16 protein-coding genes are annotated in these 17569 nt (G+C 74.3%); 7 read left to right on the top strand and 9 right to left on the bottom strand.

All coding sequences use genetic code 11. From position 1 onward, the window contains the following. Positions 1–48: 48 nt before the first annotated feature. From H508_RS0108945 to H508_RS0108920, 6 genes are all read right to left on the bottom strand, one after another. Complete coding sequence (locus H508_RS0108945) at positions 49–477, bottom strand: DUF4233 domain-containing protein (protein ID WP_026373810.1); 429 nt, start codon at positions 475–477, stop codon at positions 49–51. Next, positions 474–1919 (bottom strand): bifunctional folylpolyglutamate synthase/dihydrofolate synthase, encoded by a 1446-nt coding sequence (locus H508_RS0108940; protein ID WP_245569492.1) that lies wholly within the window; start codon positions 1917–1919, stop codon positions 474–476. The genes H508_RS0108945 and H508_RS0108940 overlap by 4 nt, the downstream gene beginning before the upstream one ends. Further along, a complete protein-coding gene (ileS, locus tag H508_RS15505) occupies positions 1916–5224 on the bottom strand; it encodes an isoleucine--tRNA ligase (protein ID WP_084155252.1) in 3309 nt (1102 codons plus the stop codon). The genes H508_RS0108940 and ileS overlap by 4 nt, the downstream gene beginning before the upstream one ends. A 224-nt stretch (positions 5225–5448) precedes the next feature. Continuing rightward, the gene (locus H508_RS15500; protein WP_051223109.1) at positions 5449–6297 is read right to left on the bottom strand and encodes a hypothetical protein; all 849 of its coding nucleotides are present in this window, start codon (positions 6295–6297) and stop codon (positions 5449–5451) included. Continuing rightward, positions 6294–6983, bottom strand: coding sequence for a LuxR C-terminal-related transcriptional regulator (locus tag H508_RS15495; protein WP_051223107.1), 690 nt, complete (start codon positions 6981–6983; stop codon positions 6294–6296). Before H508_RS15495 ends, H508_RS15500 begins: the two co-directional genes overlap by 4 nt. Then, complete coding sequence (locus tag H508_RS0108920; RefSeq protein ID WP_026373808.1) at positions 6971–8194, bottom strand: sensor histidine kinase; 1224 nt, start codon at positions 8192–8194, stop codon at positions 6971–6973. The genes H508_RS15495 and H508_RS0108920 overlap by 13 nt, the downstream gene beginning before the upstream one ends. A 116-nt stretch (positions 8195–8310) precedes the next feature. Here H508_RS0108920 and H508_RS0108915 point away from each other — a divergent pair, with 116 nt between their 5' ends. Beyond that, on the top strand, positions 8311–8790 hold the full coding sequence (locus H508_RS0108915; RefSeq protein ID WP_026373807.1) for a hypothetical protein: 480 nt from the start codon (positions 8311–8313) through the stop codon (positions 8788–8790). 33 nt (positions 8791–8823) lie between these two features. Then, a complete protein-coding gene (locus tag H508_RS0108910; protein ID WP_026373806.1) occupies positions 8824–9678 on the top strand; it encodes an aminotransferase class IV in 855 nt (284 codons plus the stop codon). Here the strand turns inward: H508_RS0108910 and H508_RS0108905 are convergent. Continuing rightward, complete coding sequence (locus tag H508_RS0108905; protein ID WP_026373805.1) at positions 9675–10559, bottom strand: hypothetical protein; 885 nt, start codon at positions 10557–10559, stop codon at positions 9675–9677. The genes H508_RS0108910 and H508_RS0108905 overlap by 4 nt on opposite strands. A 47-nt stretch (positions 10560–10606) precedes the next feature. Further along, on the bottom strand, positions 10607–11254 hold the full coding sequence (locus H508_RS16810) for a TetR/AcrR family transcriptional regulator (protein ID WP_051223103.1): 648 nt from the start codon (positions 11252–11254) through the stop codon (positions 10607–10609). A gap of 76 nt (positions 11255–11330) precedes the next feature. Between H508_RS16810 and H508_RS15485 the strand changes: the two genes are divergently transcribed. After that, positions 11331–12689: an MFS transporter gene (locus H508_RS15485; protein ID WP_051223101.1), complete on the top strand. Its 1359-nt coding sequence runs from the start codon at positions 11331–11333 to the stop codon at positions 12687–12689. A gap of 152 nt (positions 12690–12841) precedes the next feature. Next, positions 12842–13459, top strand: coding sequence for an IMPACT family protein (locus H508_RS0108890; protein ID WP_051223099.1), 618 nt, complete (start codon positions 12842–12844; stop codon positions 13457–13459). A gap of 7 nt (positions 13460–13466) precedes the next feature. Here the strand turns inward: H508_RS0108890 and H508_RS15480 are convergent, their stop codons facing one another. Further along, a complete protein-coding gene (locus H508_RS15480) occupies positions 13467–14252 on the bottom strand; it encodes a fructosamine kinase family protein (protein ID WP_035254627.1) in 786 nt (261 codons plus the stop codon). 50 nt (positions 14253–14302) lie between these two features. Between H508_RS15480 and H508_RS0108880 the strand changes: the two genes are divergently transcribed. From H508_RS0108880 to H508_RS0108870, 3 genes are all read left to right on the top strand, one after another. Beyond that, positions 14303–14491, top strand: a complete 189-nt coding sequence (locus H508_RS0108880) for a hypothetical protein (RefSeq protein WP_026373803.1) — start codon at positions 14303–14305, stop codon at positions 14489–14491. A gap of 103 nt (positions 14492–14594) precedes the next feature. After that, positions 14595–17168, top strand: coding sequence for a valine--tRNA ligase (valS, locus tag H508_RS0108875; RefSeq protein ID WP_035254625.1), 2574 nt, complete (start codon positions 14595–14597; stop codon positions 17166–17168). Then, complete coding sequence (locus tag H508_RS0108870) at positions 17168–17398, top strand: hypothetical protein (RefSeq protein ID WP_026373801.1); 231 nt, start codon at positions 17168–17170, stop codon at positions 17396–17398. Before valS ends, H508_RS0108870 begins: the two co-directional genes overlap by 1 nt. Positions 17399–17569 lie beyond the last annotated feature (171 nt).

Raw genomic sequence — 17569 nt, 5'->3', positions numbered from 1 at the left:
GGCAGGCCGCAAGAGTGTGCACAAGGATGCGCGACGGCGCGCGCGGGCTCAGGTGCCGGGCGCCCCGCGCGGGTCGAGGCCCGCGGCGCGGCGCTGCCGCTCGATGCCGCGCGCCTTGACGAAGCAGTAGATCCAGAGGCCGATGAGCACGGCCGCGACGACGCCCCACACCGGCTCGAACGCCGTGAGCGACGCGACCGCGACCTGCATCGCGAGGCTCACGAGCCAGCCCCACGGGCGCGAGAGCAGCGGCATCGTCGCGATGAGCGCGACGCCGACCGCGCCGAAGGCGACGGGGGCGGGCCAGTCGCGCGTCACGCCCCACGCGGCGAGGGCGCCGAACGCGATCCCCGCGACCTCGAGCCCGTGCACGATGCGCAGCAGCGCCTCCATCGCGCCGCGCGCCGGTCGTGGCCGGCGCTTCGCCGCCCCCTCGTCCTTCGCCGTCCCCTCGCCCGGGGCCGTCGGCTCGCTCATGCCTGTCCCTCCTCGTCGGTGACCTCGACGGTCGCGGCCTGCCGGCGCGCGTCGGGCCGCAGCAGCCAGCCGGCTTCGCGCGCGTGGCCCAGCACGTCGCCCAGCAGCGTGATCGAGCCGGTCACGACGACCGCGCCGCCGCGGTCGGTCGCGACCTCGCGCGCGGCCTCGACCGCGGTCGAGAGGTCGGGCTCGACCACGACGCGGTCGGCGCCCAGCACGGCGACCGCGTGCGCGGCGAGCTCGTCGGCGTCGAGCGCGCGCTCGGACGTCGACTGCGTGATGACGACCTCGTCGACCACGCTCTCGAGCGCAGTCAGCACCCCCGTCGCATCCTTGCCCGCGAGCACGCCGAGCACGAGCGTCACGCGCTCGAGCCCGAAGTACTCGCCGAGCGCGGCGCGCAGCGCGGCCGCGCCGTGCGGGTTGTGCGCGGCGTCGAGGATGACGAGCGGATGCGCGCCGACGGCGTCGAGGCGGCCGGGCGAGCTCGCGGCGGCGAAGCCGTCGGCGAGCACCTCGGCCGTCATCGCCTGCGATCCGCCGCCGAGGAACGCCTCGACGGCGACGAGCGCGAGCGTCGCGTTCGCGCCCTGGTGGGCGCCCATGAGCGGCACGAGCTGGTCGATGTACTCGGCCGCGAGGCCGCGCACGGTGATGAGCTGGCCGCCGACGGCGACCGCCTGCCCGGCGAGCGCGAAGTCGCGCCCCTCGACGAGCAGCCGCGCGCCGACCTCCGCCGCGCGCGCCTCGAGCACCGCGAGGGCCTCGGGCTGCTGCTGCGCCGAGACGACGATCGCGTCGGGCTTGATGATGCCGGCCTTCTCGCGCGCGATCGCCTCGACGGTCGAGCCGAGCCGGTTCGTGTGGTCGAGCGCGATCGGGGTGACGACCGCGACGTCGCCGTCGGCGACGTTCGTCGAGTCCCACGTGCCGCCCATGCCGACCTCGAGCACCGCGACGTCGACCGGCGCATCCGCGAGCACCGAGAGCGCGAGCACCGTGAACGCCTCGAAGAACGTCAGCCGGCGCTGCCCCGCGGTCTCGAGCTCGCGGTCGACGAGCTCGAGCACGGGCGCGATGTCGTCGTAGCCGCGCGCGAACGCCTCGTCCGAGACCGGCTCGCCGTCGATGAGGATGCGCTCGTTGACGCGCTCGAGGTGCGGGCTCGTCAGCACGCCCGTACGGAGGCCGTGCGCGCGCAGCAGCGCGTCGGCGATGCGGGCCGTCGAGCCCTTGCCGTTCGTGCCGGTGATGTGGATGACGCGGTAGGAGCGCTGCGGGTCGCCGAGCAGCTCGACCGCTCGCCGGGTCGCCTCGATGCGCGGCTCGACCGCCTGCTCCCCCGCCCGCTCGAGCAGCGCCTCGTAGGCGGCGCGGGCCGCCTCGGCATGCTCGAGCGATTCGAGGATGCGGTCGTCGACGTCGTCGTGCTCGCTCACGCGCCCACCTCCACGCGGCCGGCCTCGACCCGCTCGAGCGCGATCGCGAGCGGCGAGCCGTCGCCCACGCGGTGCGCGGTGCGGCCGTCGGCGAGCTCGCCCATCGTGTCGTCGACGCGGTCGAGCGCGAGCTCGAGCGCGAGCGTCTCGGCCATCACGAGCTCGCGGTTCGCCTCGAGCGCCCGCACGCCGTGCTCGTCGGAGCCGAGCTCGAGGCGGATGCGGTCGGAGACGTCGAGCCCGGCCTCCTTGCGGGCCTGCTGGACGGCGCGCACGACGTCGCGCGCGAGGCCCTCGGCCTCGAGCTCGGGCGTCGTGGCGGTGTCGAGCACGACGAAGCCACCGCCGGGCAGGAAGCCGACCGCGGCCGACTCGTCGGCGACCTCGAGCGCGAGCTCGAACTCGCCCTCCCGCAGCGCGATGCCGCCCGCGGTCACGACGCCGCCCTCCGCGACCCAGTCGCCCGCGCGCGCCGCCTGGATGGCGCGCTGCACGTCCTTGCCGAGCCGCGGGCCCGCGGCGCGCGCGTTGACCTGCAGCCGGCGCGAGATGCCGTAGCGCTCGAGCGAGCCCTCGTCGGCTTCCTCGAGCACGACCTCGCGCACGTTCAGCTCGTCCTGCAGCACCGCGCGGAAGGGCGCGACGTCGACCGAGCCGACGACCGTGAGGGTCGGCAGCGGCAGCCGCACGCGCTTCTTCGCCTGCTTCCGCAGGGCGTTGCCGACGCTCGCGATGGCGCGCACGGCGTCCATCTGCCGCACGAGCTCGTCGTCGGCCGGCAGGTCGGCAGCGTCCGGCCAATCGGTGAGGTGCACCGAGCGGCCGCCGGTGAGGCCCTTCCAGACCTCCTCGGTGACGAGCGGCGAGAGCGGCGCGGCGATGCGCGAGAGCGTCTCGAGCACGGTCCAGAGGGTGTCGAACGCCTCGGACCCCGAGCCGTCCGCGGCGACACCGAGCCAGAACCGGTCGCGCGAGCGCCGCACGTACCAGTTGGTGAGCACGTCGAGGAACTCGCGCACCGCCCAGGTCGCGCCCGTCGCGTCGAGCCGCTCGAGCGCATCCGTCGTCGTCTCGACCGTCTTCCGCAGCTTCGCGAGGATGTAGCGGTCGAGCACGTCGGTCGACGCGGTCGAGCGCTTCGCGAGGTAGGGCTCGCCGTCGACGGCGCGGTTGGCGTAGGTCGCGAAGAAGTACCACGTCGACCACAGCGGCAGGTGGAACTGCCGCAGCGCCTCGCGGATGCCCTCCTCCGAGACGACGAAGTTGCCGCCCCGCAGGATCGAGCCCTGCAGCAGGTTCCAGCGCACCGCATCCGAGCCGTAGGCGTCGAACGACTCGTTGACGTCGGGGTAGTTGCGCCGCGACTTCGAGGCCTTGAAGCCGTCGTCGCCGAGGATGATGCCGTGGCTGATGACGTTCTCGAACGCCGGCCGCCCGAAGAGCGCGACCGAGAGCACGTGCATGACGTAGAACCAGCCGCGCGTCTGCCCGATGTACTCGACGATGTAGTCGGCGGGGCTGTGCTCGGCGAACCACTGCTCGTTCTCGAACGGGTAGTGGAACTGCGCGAACGGCATCGAGCCCGAGTCGAACCACACGTCGAGCACGTCGGGGATGCGCCGCATGGTGCTCTTCCCCGTCGGGTCGTCGGGGTTCGGGCGGGTGAGCTCGTCGATCGCCGGGCGGTGCAGGTCGGTCGGGCGCACGCCGAAGTCGCGCTCGAGCTCGTCGAGCGAGCCGTAGACGTCGACGCGCGGGTGGTTCGGGTCGTCGCTCTTCCACACCGGGATCGGGCTGCCCCAGTAGCGGTTGCGGCTGATCGACCAGTCGCGCGCGCCCTCGAGCCACTTGCCGAACTGGCCGTGCTTGACGTTCTCGGGCACCCAGGTGATCTGCTCGTTCGCGGCGAGCAGGTCGTCCTTGATCTCGGTGACGCGCACGAACCAGCTCGAGACGGCCTTGTAGATGAGGGGGTTCCGGCACCGCCAGCAGTGCGGGTACGAGTGCACGTAGGAGGCCTGGCGCAGCACGCGGCCGTCGTCCTTCAGCAGCTTCGAGAGCGTCTTGTTGGCGTCGAAGACCTGCTGGCCCGCGACGGGCGGCACGCTCTCGAGGAAGCGGCCGCCGTCGTCGACCGAGAGGATCGTCGGGATGCCCGCGGCGGTCGAGACGCGCTGGTCGTCCTCGCCGTAGGCGGGCGCCTGGTGCACGATGCCCGTGCCCTCGCCCGTGGCGACGTAGTCGTCGGCGAGCACGCGGAAGGCGCGCTCGGTGCCCCAGACGGATGCGTCGGTGAAGAAGTCGAAGAGCGGCTCGTACTCGAGTCCCGCGAGATCCTCGCCGCGCAGCGTGCGCGTGACGGCCGCGAGCGCCGCCTCCGCGTCGCCGTAGCCGAGGTCCTTCGCGTAGGCGGGCACGGTCGCGGCGGCGAGCAGGAAGGAGCCCTCGCCGGCCGTCGTGCCGCTCGGCCCCGCGGGCACGACGACGTACTCGATGTCGGGGCCGACCGCGAGCGCCATGTTCGTCGGCAGCGTCCACGGGGTCGTCGTCCACGCGAGGGCCTTGACGCCCGTCAGGCCCGACGCATCCGCCGCCTCGCCCCGGAACGGGAACGTGACGGTGAGCGTCGTGTCCTGCCGGTCCTGGTAGACGTCGTCGTCCATGCGCAGCTCGTGGTTCGACAGCGGCGTCTCGTCGCGCCAGCAGTAGGGCAGCACGCGGTAGCCCTCGTAGGCGAGGCCCTTGTCGTAGAGCTCCTTGAACGCCCAGATGACGCTCTCCATGTAGGAGAGGTCGAGGGTCTTGTAGCCGCCCTCGAAGTCGACCCAGCGCGCCTGGCGGGTGACGTAGTCCTCCCACTCGTCGACGTACTGCAGCACCGACTCGCGAGCGCGGGCGTTGAAGACGTCGACGCCCATCGCCTCGATCTCGGCCTTCTCGGTGATGCCGAGCTGCTTCATCGCCTCGAGCTCGGCGGGCAGTCCGTGCGTGTCCCAGCCGAACACGCGCGGCACCTGCTTGCCGCGCATGGTCTGGAAGCGCGGGAAGACATCCTTGGCGTAGCCGGTCAGGAGGTGGCCGTAGTGCGGCAGGCCGTTCGCGAACGGCGGGCCGTCGTAGAAGACCCACTCGGGGCAGCCCTCGCGCTGCTCGACCGACGCCTTGAAGGTGTCGTCGCCCTTCCAGAAGGCGAGGATGCCGCGCTCGAGGGCGGGGAGGTCGGGGCTCGCCACGACGCCGGCGGCGTCGGTCGCGCCGCTCGCGAGCGGGTAGCGGTGCTGGTCGGTCACGCTGGTCTCCTGCATCCTCGGTTCTCGGATGCGGGGACGCTCTCGCGCGGTACCACCCCGCTTGCTCCCCGTACCTCCCGGCACGAGTCGCCGCTCTGCGCCTGGCTTCCCAGGCTCTCCGGCTGTGACGGGCCTGCCCCGTTCGGATCTACTGAGCGCCGCTGCACCTGACGGTGCCTCGTCGCCGTTCTGCCGACCGCTCCCCGGTGATGGCCGGATCGATGCGTGTGCCTGTGATCCTACCGCGACTCGCCCCGCAGCGTCACGCTGCCCGCGCTCACCTCGACGTCGATCGTCGCGGCCGCCTGGCGGTCGGCGTCGACGTCGATCGCGGCGCTCCCGGCGGAGACGTCCTGCGTCACCGCGTACTGGCCGTCGGGGATCCCGAGCTCGATCGCTCCCGCGCTGACGGTCGCGGTGATCGCCGCGGGCTGCTCGCCCGTCACGGCGCCGACGACGCGGCCCGCGCTCACGTCGAGCTGCACCGTGCGCGGGGAGTCGATCGCGAGCCGCGCCTCACCCGCCGAGACCTGCAGGTCGAGCGCGTCGGCGGTGCCGCCGAGCTGGGCGCTGCCGGCGCTCAGGTCGAGCTCGGCCCGGCCCCAGTCGGCCGCGGCGTCGAGGCTGCCGGCGGAGACGTCGGCGACGATGTGGAGCCCGGCGTCCTCGAGCTCGGCCGGCAGCGTGAGCGTCACCTGCTCCTCGCCGAAGCCCCGGTCGCCGAAGCCGAAGCCCCAACCGCCGCTCCAGCCCCCGCCCCACGGGCCCCACTGCCAGCCGGTGCCGACGACGAGCGCGTCGCCCTGGCGCTCGAGCGTCCACCGCTGCACGGGGCCACCCGTCGAGCTCGCGTCGAGCGTCGCCTCGTCGACGTCGGCGAAGACGACGTCGAAGTCGGCCGCGGAGGTCGAGAGCCGCAGCTCGGCGACCCCTTCGGCGTCCGCGCTCCAGGTGCCATCGGTCGCGCGGTGGGTGGCGATGCCGCTCACGACGCCGCCGCCGATCGTGAAGACCGCGGCGATGGCGCCGAGCACGACGAGCACGATGCTGATCGCGCGGCCCGCGCGGTTGGTGGTGGGGATGGTCATCGGATGCCTCCTGGGGCGTCGTGCGAGCGGCCTTGGTCGGAGCCGGGCGCGTCGAGGTGGGCGAGCACCGCGAGCACGCGGCGGTTGCCGTCCTCGGGGTCGAGCTCGAGCTTCTGGAAGACCGCGGAGATGTGCTTCTCGACACTGCCCGCGGAGATGTAGAGGCGATCGGCGATCGCCTGGTTGGCGGCGCCCTCGGCCATGAGCGCGAGCACCTGGCGCTCGCGCGGCGTGAGCCGCTCCATGCGCGCGTCGCGGCGACGGCGCGCGAGCAGCTGCGTGACGACCTCGGGATCGAGCACCGTGCCGCCGCTCGCGACCTGCTCGATCGCGGCGAGGAAGTCGCGGACGTCGGCGACCCGGTCCTTCAGCAGGTAGCCGAAGCCGGCCGGGCCGCTCGCGATGAGGTCGGCGGCGTAGCGCTCCTCGACGTACTGCGAGAGCACGAGCACGCGCGGACGGTCGCCGCGGTTGCGGATGCCGATCGCGGCGAGGATGCCCTCGTTCGTGCGGGTCGGCGGCATCCGCACGTCGAGGATCGCGAGGTCGGGGTCGGATGGGCGGATCGCGGCCTCGAGCGCGGTCGCGTCGGGCAGCTGCGCGACCACCTCGTGGCCGGCATCCGTCAGCAGGCGCGCGATGCCCTCGCGCAGGAGGACGGAGTCCTCGCAGATCAGGATGCGCACGGGACGTCCACCTCGATCGCGGTCGGGCCCCCGACGGGGCTGGAGAGGCTGAGGGTGCCGCCGACGCCGGCGACGCGGTTGGCGAGGCCGTCGATGCCGCCGCCCGGCAGGCGCTCGGCACCGCCGATGCCGTCATCCTCGATGCGCGCCCACAGCGCGTGCTCTCTCGTGCGGATCGCGATCCGGATGCGGCTCGCGCGGGCGTGCTTCTGGGCGTTCGTGATGGTCTCGGCGATCGCGAAGTAGACGGCGGTCTCGCTCTCGCGCGAGCAGCGCCGCTCGAGCCGCGCGTCGATCTCGACGGGCACGACGCTGCGGGCGGCGAGCGCCGAGACGGCGGCGTCGAGGCCGCGGTCGTCGAGCACGGCGACGTGGATGCCGCGGGCGACCTGGCGGAGCTCGGTCACGGCGTTCTTCGACGACGCGTGCGCCTCGTCGATGAGCCGCTTCGCGCCCTCGGGATCGGTCTCGATGCGGTCGCGCGCCATGCCGAGCTGCATCGCGATCGAGACGAGCCGCGGCTGCACGCCGTCGTGGAGGTCGCGCTCGATGCGGGTGCGGTCGTAGTCGGCGGCCTGCACGACGCCCTGCCGGCGCTCGCGCTCGTGGAGCGCCCTCGCCTCGAGCTGGGCGCGCTCGTCGGGCACGAGCAGCCCGAGGGCGACGCCGCGGTGGGCGATCGCGAGGCCGACGGTGCCGGCGACGCCCGCGGCGAGCGCGAGGATGCCGAGCAGCGGTGCCCACTCGACCGGCACGGCGATCGACGTGAGCGGGATGCGCACGCGCTCGGCATCGCCGAGCGGCGCGAACGCGAGCGGGATGCCGAGGCCGACGAGCGGCAGCAGGCTCAGCACGAAGGCGCCGAAGAGGCTCGCGAGCGCGAAGCTGAGGATGGCGCGCCAGTGGGCGCCGTCGCTCGCGATGCGGAGCAGCCGGTGCGGGACGCGCAGCCAGTCGGTGCGGTGCGAGCCGCGCAGCACCGCCGGCGGCACCGGGGCGCCGTGGAGGGCGGCGATGCGCTCGCGCTCGAACCACGCGACGGCGAACATCGCGAGCAGCGCGAGCGCGAGGAAGAGCACGCCGACGAGGACGATCAGGAGCCCGGCGCCGAGCGCGACGAAGGTGAGGATGAGCGCGAGGATGGGGAGGCCGATCGAGCCGAGCACCACGAGGTGCGCGATCGTCGCGAGGAGGGGGCCGAGGCGTTGCATGGCTCCACGCTAGGCGCGCGAGGAGGCGGCCGCGCGGCGGTTCCCCGGAAGCCTCACGGGGGCTATCCCCCATGCGCGCCGGGCTCGGCCATAGCCTCGCTCGGTACCCTCCCCGCATGACCGGCCCCCGCATCCGCCACGGCGCCGCAGGCCTCGCAGCCGCGGTCGCGCTGCTCGTGACCGGCTGCGGCCTCGTGCCGACGCCGGAGCAGACCCCGGTGCGGACGACGCCCGCGACCGCCTCGCCCGCGCCCGGCGATCAGGCGCAGCAGTGCGCGCAGGTGCTCGCCGAGGTGACGGCGATCGCGACCGACGTCGGCCGCGTCGGCGAGCTGCTCGCGACCGATCCGTTCGGCGCGCTCGCGCTCGTCGGGAGCATCTCGACCAGGGTCGGCGATCTCGAGACGAGCGTCACCGATCCTGCGCTGCTCGAGCGCATCGGCGAGATCCAGGCCGGTTGGGATGCGCTCGTCGCCGACGCGCAGGAGTCGCTCGCCTCGGGCGACGCCGCGGGCATCGAGCGCGCCGGCACGGCGCTCGCCGAGCTCGGCGACCGGGTCGTGGCGCTGCAGGAGTTCTGCGCCGGCACGCCGTGAGCGGCAGGGCGGTCGCGCGCCTACGCTGAGCGCATGACCGCGCCCCTGCTCGCCCTGCTCGACGGCTCGCTCGCCGACGTCACGCATCCGCTCATCCGGGCCGACGACCTCGGCGTCGTGCGCGGCGACGGGGTCTTCGACGCCGCGCTCGCGCGCCGTGGCCCGGATGGTGAGGGCTTCGTGCGCGACCGCGACGCGCACCTCGACCGGCTCGCGCGCTCGGCCGCGATCCTGCAGCTGCCCGAGCCCGACCGCGCGGGCTTCGGCCGGGCGATGGACGCGCTCGTCGCCGCCTGGGACTTCGACGCGCAGCCCGAGGCGGTCATCCGGCTCGTGCTCACGCGCGGCCCGGAGTCGGGCGGGGGTCCGACCGCGTTCGCGCTCATGGCGCCCACCTCGGCCGGCGTGCTGCGCGAGCGCGCCGAGGGCGTGTCGATCACGCTCCTCGGCCGCGGGCACGACGGCGATGAGGTCGCGTCGATGCCGTGGCTGCTGCCGGGCGCGAAGAGCCTCTCGTACTCGATCAACATGGCGGCGAAGCGGCACGCGGCGCAGCGCGGCTTCGACGACGTCGTCTTCGTCTCCCCCGCGGGGCAGCTGCTCGAGGGCCCGACGTCGACGCTCGTCGTCGATCGCGGCGGGCGGCTCCTCACCCCGCCGCAGGACGGCATCCTCGCGTCGCTCACGCTCGATCGGCTCATGCGCGAGGCGCCGGGCGCCGGGCTCGAGGTCGCGTTCGAGCGGCTCGAGCCCGCCGACCTGCTCGCGAGCGACGGCGCGTGGCTGCTCTCGTCGGGCCGGCTCGTCGCTGCCGTGACGAGCGTCGACGGCACCGAGCTGCCGCGCTCGCCGCTCGACGCGACGGTGCGGCGGCTGCTCGACGCCTAGCGCAGCCGCTCGGCCTGCGCGGCGATGAGCGACGCGACGGCGTCGTCAGGCGCGCGCTCGTGCAGCACCGCGACGACGTGCCGGCCGGCGGCCGCCGCGTCGACGACGAGCGCCACGTCGTCGGCATCGAGGGCCACGGCGGCGCCGTGCGGCGACGACGCGGCGGCGAAGGTGCCCGACTCGGTTTCCGTGCCCTCGCACGCCGCCGCGAGCGCCTGGAGCGCCACGACGGCATCCGCGGCGGCCGCCTCGCCCGGGTAGCGCAGCACCGTGACGTTGAACGAGCCGCCGCGCTCCACGCCCGTCGAGAGCGCGACCATCGCGGCCTCGCTCGCCGCACCGTCGACGGCGCCCGCGGCCGCGGCGCACTCCCCGCTCGCCGTGCGCGCGACCGCGACGTGCGCGATCGCCTCGCCGACCGGCACGGTGCCGGGCGGCGCGAGCTCGACCCACTCGCCGTCGGTCCACGTCGGCGCGGGCAGCGAGCCGACGCTCACGACCAGGTCGACGAGCGCGCGCGGCGCCGCCGGCGGCGTCGGCGACGGGCTCGGGGCTGCGGATGCGCTGGGCACGGCCGACGGGGCGGGCGTCGCTCGGGCGGGATCGGGCGACGGCGACGGCGACGGCGACGGCGATGCTTCGGTCTCACGGTCGGGCTCGACGGGATCCGGCCGCGGCTCCTGCGGCCGCGGCCGCACGCCGGGCGCCTCGCCGGCGTAGCCGCTGACGGCGGGGAGCGCGTCGGGCGGCGCGACGCCCGGGGCATCGACCTCCGGGCCGGCGTCGGTGGGGCTCGGCGTCGCCGGCGCGCCGCAGCCGACGAGCGCCGCGCTCATGAGCACGGCGGCGGCGACCGTGGTGATCCGGTGCCCGCGCCGCATGTCCCCCATCATCAGCGGGGAGCCTGGGAAGGCAGGGAGAGGCGCGGTCAGGCTCGCGGATCGTTGTGGATTCGTGATGCCGCCGCGAGCGGCTCGATCGCGGCGCGCGCCGCGACGGACGCCGGGGGCCGGCCCGGCTCGAGCGCCCACGCCGCGAGCGCCGCGCAGGCAGCGGCGACGATCGCGACGGGCGCGACCGCCGCGGCGGGCGACTCGGGCAGCGCGTCGCGCTCGAGCGCCAGGGCGAGCGCCGCGCGCTCGACGAGGGGCTGCAGCCGCGCGGGAGCGCCGTCGCGGAGCGCCGCCTCAGCCTCCATCGCGCGCGCGTCCCGGAGCACGACGGGCGGTGTGCTGCCCCACGGCTCGACCGCGCCGACGATCGCCTCCACGAGCGCGTCGATCGCACCCCGCGCGCGACCGGCGCCGTCCAATTGCGGCGCCTCGAGCGCCTCGCCGGCCCTCGCGATGGCCGCGTCGAGGGCGACCCACAGCGCATCCGCCTTGGATTCGCAGTAGGAGAAGACGGTGCCGCGCGAGACGCCCGCGCGGCGGGCGATGTCGTCGACGCTCACGGCGCCGTAGCCGCGCTCGAGGAAGAGCTCGAGCGCCGCCTCGTGGATCGTCGCCGAGCTCGAGGCTCGGGGCCGACCGGGCCCGCGCCCCTTGCCCCGTCGCTGCGTGCGACCCGCCGCCATGGGAATCTCCTTCCGGCGCTATTGTTGCACCCGGTATGACAATCCGCGCCCACCGCGCGCCCCGCGAGGAGATCCCGTGACCACCACCACCGCGCCCTCGGGCGCCGCTCCCGCACGCTCGAGCAGCTCCGCTCGCGTCGCCACCGCGGCGACGGTCGGCACCGCGCTCGAATCGTACGACTTCTACACCTACTCCTACTTCGCCGCGTTCTTCGCCGGCCCCTTCTTCTTCTCGGCGCTCGGCGAGGCCGGTGCGCTCGCCGCGTCGTTCGCGACGATCGGCATCGCCTTCGTCGTGCGCCCGCTCGGCGCGATCCTCTTCGGCCACCTCGGCGACCGCATCGGCCGTCGCTCGACGCTGCTCATCACGATCGCCCTCATGGGCATCGCGACCGGGCTCGTCGGGCTGCTGCCGACCGGCGAGGGCTGGGCGCTGCTCGGCGCGATCGCGCTCGTGGTGCTGCGCATCGCGCAGGGCCTCTCGATCGGCGGCGAGTGGGGCGGCGCCGTGCTGCTCGCGACCGAGCACGCCGACGCGCGCCGGCGGCCGTTCTTCGCCTCGCTGCCGCAGCTCGGCTCCCCCATCGGCTCGGTCGCCGCGGGCGGCCTCATGCTCGTGATGTTCTTCGGGCTCGGGCCCGAGGCGATGGCGGCGTGGGGCTGGCGCGTCCCGTTCCTCATCGCGATCCCGCTCATCGCCGTCTCGCTCTACCTCCGCTGGTCGATCGACGAGACGCCGGTCTTCAAGGAGCTCGCCGCGAAGGGCCAGCGCGAGCGCAACCCCGTGTGGGCGGCGATCCGCACGCAGCCGGGCGCGTTCGGCGTCGCGATCCTCGTGGCGCTGCTCGGCATCGGCTCCTACTCGCTCATGAACACCTACACGATGGGCTACGGCGTCACGGCGCTCGGCTTCGACGAGATGCAGCTGCTCGCCGCCGCGACGATCGGCGGCCTGCTGCAGTTCGTCACCGTGCCGGGCTTCGGCGCTCTCGCGACCCGCATCGGCTCGGCGCGCGTCGTCGCGCTCGGCGCGGCGGGCACGCTGCTCATCGCCTTCCCCATCTACTGGGTGCTCGGCAGCGCGACCTTCGGCGTGCTCGTCGCCCTCATGATCGTCGGCGGCATCCTGCCGACCGCGTCGTGGGCGGCGCTCGGCGGCACGATGCAGGAGCTCTTCCGCGGCCGCCACGCCTACTCGGCGCTCTCGGTCGCCTACGCGCTCGCCGCCGTGCTCTCGGGCTTCATCCCCTACCTCACGACCGAGCTCGGCGTGCTCACCGGCGGCGCGTGGTGGCATCCGGGCGTCGTGCTCGCGCTGCTGTCGGCGCTCACGCTCGTCGGCGCCATCATGGCGGGCCGGATGCGTCGCCTCGGCGACGAGGACGCGGACGCCGCGCAGGCGGCCATCCCCGAGGAGACCCCCGCGCCGGCCTGACGAGCGACGCCCCATCGCGACCCGGCGCACAACGCAAGCCCGTCGAGCGGAAGCAGCGGCCGATCGAGCAGCCTGCTCGGATCCGCCGCTCGGATCGCGCGCCCGGCTTGCGTTGTGCACGGGGCGCGCGGGGCGAGCGGGAGGATGGTGGGGTGCTGCAGCCGACGATCGCGAGGGGCGCGAGCGCCGAGATCGAGATCTCGCGCTCGCGCTTCCTCGCGACGGCCCATCGCATCGCGAGCCTCGACGAGCTCGCCTCGCTCGTGCGCGACACCCGGCGCGCGCATCCCGACGCGCGGCACGTGTGCAGCGCCGCGATCGTCGGCCCGCACGGCGAGTCGAGCCGCTCGAACGACGACGGCGAGCCGGCCGGCACGGCGGGCTCCCCGATCCTCTCGGCGATCGCCGGTCGCGGCCTCACCGACGTCGCGGTGCTCGTGGTGCGCTGGTTCGGCGGCGTGAAGCTCGGCACCGGCGGGCTCGTGCGCGCCTACGGCGGCATCGCTGCCGACGCGCTCGACGCGGCCGGCCGGCTCGCGCGGGTCGCGGCGACCGAGCTCGTCGCGCTCCTGCCGCACGCTGACGCGCCGCGGCTCGAGCACGCGCTCCGCTCGGCCGGCCTCGAGCCGACGCTCGGCTACGAGGCGACGGGCGCCCGGCTCGCGATCGTCGTCGAGGACGCCCGGCGTGCCGAGGCGGATGCCCTGCTCGCGCAGCTCGGCATCGCGGCCGAGGTGGCCGGTGCGCGCGTGCTCGAGGTGCCGGCGTGAGCCGCGCTCACGCGAGCGAGCGCGCGATCTCGACGAGCTGCGGCGCGTAGCCCCCGCCGAACAGCAGGGTGTGCACGAGCAGCGGCTGCAGCTGCTGCATCGGGATGCGCTCGCGCCAGCCCGCCGCGAGCGGCGACGCCTCGTCGTAGGCGGCGAGCACGCGCTCGAGCAGCGGCAGACGGAACAGCGCGAGCATCGCGAGGTCCGTCTCGGCGTGCCCGCCCTGGGCGTGCGGGTCGATGAGCACGGCGCCCGTGTCGAGATCCGACCACAGCACGTTCCCCGTCCAGAGGTCGCCGTGGATGCGCGCGACCGGCCCGACACCCGCGGGCTGCGGGGCGTCGAAGTCGCCCGCGGCCATGCGGTCGACCGCCGCCTCCACCGCTCGCGCCTGCGACGCATCCAGTCGCCCCTCGTCGCGGCAGCGCCGCAGCACCGGCCGCACCGCCGTCTCGGCCCACGCCGCGCCCCACGAGTCGGCGACCGGCTCGGCGGCGAGCGGCACGCGCGACGACCCCCACTCGAGCGGCGGCTCGGCGCCAGCCGGCGGGCAGCAGTGCCACGCGGCGCCGACGGTGTGGAGCGCCGCGAGGCTGCGGCCGAGCGCCTCGGCGCGCGCCGGCGTCGGCGCCGCCTCCGCGACCCGGGCGACGCGCAGCGCGCCGCCCTCGAGCCGAGCGCGCGCGATGCGCGTGCCGCCGGCCGGCTCCGCCTCCGCGAGCCACGCGAGGCCGGCGGCCTCCATCGCGAGCCGGTGCTCAGCCCCGTCCGGTGCGCGCTTCACGACGTCCATCCGGTCACCTTGGCACGGGTCGCTGAGGAGCGTCCGGCTAGCGTGGAGGCATGGCCGCTCCCCGCAAGCCCGCTCCCCGCAAGCCCGCTCCCCTCTGGCTCTACGTCGGCGCCGCCGTGCTCCTCGCGCTCGCGGGCGTGCTGCAGGCGGAGACGCTCCCGCGCGTGCTCTTCCTCGTCGCCGCCGCGCTCTTCGCCGTCACCGCCGTGCTGCAGTGGCGGATGCGCCGCCGGGTCTGAAGCCCGCGCGTAGACTGGCGCGGAGCACAACCAGGCATCATGCCGACGCCCCGGCCCGGGGCCCGGCCGGACGCGATGCCGCGCACATCGAAAGCGAGACGCCATGAGCGCCATGCCCACCTCCGGGATGCCGGACCGCCCCGCCCTCGAGGGACTCGAGCAGAAGTGGGGCCAGCGCTGGGAGGAGGCCGGCACCTACCGCTTCGATGCGACCGGGCTCCAGCGCGACGCGATCTACTCGATCGACACCCCGCCGCCCACCGCCTCCGGCTCGCTGCACGTCGGCCACGTGTTCTCGTACACGCACACCGACCTCGTCGCCCGCTTCCAGCGCATGCGCGGCAAGCACGTCTTCTACCCGATGGGCTGGGACGACAACGGCCTCCCGACCGAGCGCCGCGTGCAGAACTACTACGGCGTGCGCGTCGACCCGACCCTCCCCTACGACCCCGACTTCACGCCGCCGCACGAGGGCGGCGAGGGCAAGAGCTCGAAGGCCGCCGACCAGGTGCCCGTCTCGCGCCGCAACTTCATCGAGCTGTGCGAGCGGCTGACGGAGGAGGACGAGGAGAAGTTCGAGCACCTGTGGCGCACGCTCGGCCTCTCGATCGACTGGTCGCAGACCTACCGCACGATCTCCGACGACGCGCGCCGCACGTCGCAGCTCGCCTTCTTGCGCAACTTCGAGCGCGGCGAGGCGTACCAGGCGGATGCGCCGACCCTGTGGGACGTGACGTTCCGCACCGCCGTGGCCCAGGCCGAGCTCGAGGACCGCGACCAGCCCGGGGCGTACCACACGCTGCTCTTCACGTCCGAGGACGGCGACCTGCGGATCGAGACGAGCCGCCCCGAGCTCCTGCCGTCCTGCGTGGCCGTCGTCGCGCATCCGGACGACGAGCGCTATCAGCACCTGTTCGGCACGACCGTGTCGACCCCGGTGTTCGGCGTCGAGGTGCCGTTCGTCGCGCACGAGCTCGCGCAGCGCGACAAGGGCACGGGCGTCGCGATGATCTGCACGTTCGGCGACGTCACCGACGTCACGTGGTGGCGCGAGCTGAACCTGCCGAACCGCTCGGTGATCGGCTTCGACGGCCGCTTCGCCGCCGAGGCGCCCGAGGCGCTCGCGAGCGAGGAGGCGCAGGCCGCCTACGCCGAGCTCGCCGGCAAGACCGTCTTCAGCGCCCGCAAGGCGATCGTCGAGCAGCTGCAAGCCTCGGGCCGCATGGTCGGCGACCCCAAGCCCATCCAGCACCCCGTGAAGTTCTACGAGAAGGGCGACAAGCCGCTCGAGATCGTCTCCACCCGCCAGTGGTACATCAAGAACGGCGGCCGCGACGAGGCGCTCCGCGAGCGGCTCATCGCCCACGGGCGCGAGATCGCCTGGCACCCCGAGCACATGCGCACGCGCTACGAGAACTGGGTGCACGGCCTCAACGGCGATTGGCTCATCTCGCGCCAGCGCTTCTTCGGCGTGCCGATCCCCGTCTGGTACGCGCTCGACGCGGAGGGCGAGACCGACTTCGACCGCGTGCTGCTGCCGCGGCCCGACCAGCTGCCGCTCGACCCGACGAGCGACGTGCCCGACGGCTTCGACGAGTCGCAGCGCGGCAAGCCGGGCGGCTTCGTCGGCGAGGTCGACATCATGGACACGTGGGCGACCTCGTCGCTCACCCCGCAGCTCGCGGGCGGCTGGGCCGACGGCGCCGAGCTGTGGTCGAAGATCACGCCCTTCGACCTGCGGCCCCAGGGCCAGGACATCATCCGCACGTGGCTCTTCTCGACGCTGCTGCGCTCGATGTTCGAGGACGGCCGCGCCCCGTGGCAGCACGCCGCGCTCTCGGGCTGGATCCTCGACCCCGACCGCAAGAAGATGTCGAAGTCGAAGGGCAACGTCGTCACCCCGCTCGGCATGCTCGAGGAGCACGGCTCCGACGGCGTGCGCTACTGGGCCGCCTCGTCGCGGCTCGGCGTCGACGCGACGCTCGACCCGCAGAACCCGAAGATGATCAAGATCGGCCGGCGCCTCGCGATGAAGGTGCTCAACGCCGCGAAGTTCGTGCTCTCAATGGAGGGGCAGCCCGGCGAGATCACCGAGCGGCTCGACCGCGAGATGCTCGCCGAGCTCGCCGCCGTCGTGCGCGGCGCGACGCGCGCGTTCGAGGGCTACGACCACGCGAAGGCGCTCGAGTCGACCGAGGCGTTCTTCTGGACGTTCTGCGACGACTACCTCGAGCTCGTCAAGGAGCGCGCCTACTCGGGCGACGAGCCCGGTCGCGGCTCGGCGATCGCCGCGCTGCGGCTCGCGATCGACGTGCAGCTGCGCCTGCTCGCGCCGTTCCTGCCGTTCGCGACCGAGGAGGTCTGGTCGTGGTCGCACGAGGGCTCGATCCACGTCGCGCCGTGGCCCGAGGCCGACGAGCTCGGCGTCGACCACTCCCCGACCGGCATGCTGCAGGCCGTCGGCCAGGCGCTCATCGGCATCCGGCGGGCGAAGACGGATGCGAAGGCGAGCCAGAAGACGCCCGTCGCGACCGCGGTCATCGGCGTCCCGGCGGCGCTGCGCGAGCACCTCGAGGCCGCGACCGGCGACCTCAAGGCCGTGGGACGCATCCGTGACCTCTCGCTCGTCGAGGCGGCGGAGCTCGCCGTCACCGAGATCGAGCTCGAGGAGGCGTGATGCAGATCGGCACCCGCTGGGCGGTCGGCGGCGAGGCCCCGCAGTCGGTGCCGGTCGCGATGCGCGCGGCGATCGACGAGGAGGAGCGCACGCTCGCCGAGCTCGGCGCCGACACGGCGTTGTGGCGCTGGACGCTCACGTGGCTCGAGGGCCTGCCGGTCGTCGAGCTCGACGACGGCACGACCATCCGACTCGAGGGCGACGACGTGATCGTCAGCCGCGAGGACTGACCCACGAAGGCCCCCGGCAGCTGCCGGGGGCCTTCCTCCCTTGCACAGGAGTGTCTTCGGTCGACTCAGCGCATCGGCCGGGTCAGGATCTGCGCCATCACGAACGAGTCGTTGATGACGGCGATCGGCATGGTCACGGGGTGGTCTTCGCGCTTCGGCATGGGTGTCTCC

Origin of the sequence: Agrococcus lahaulensis DSM 17612, from assembly GCF_000425105.1 — a bacterium.
Taxonomy (GTDB): domain Bacteria; phylum Actinomycetota; class Actinomycetes; order Actinomycetales; family Microbacteriaceae; genus Agrococcus; species Agrococcus lahaulensis.
The sequence above is the reverse complement of the archived record's forward strand: the minus strand, read 5'-3'. Positions and strand labels throughout refer to the sequence as shown.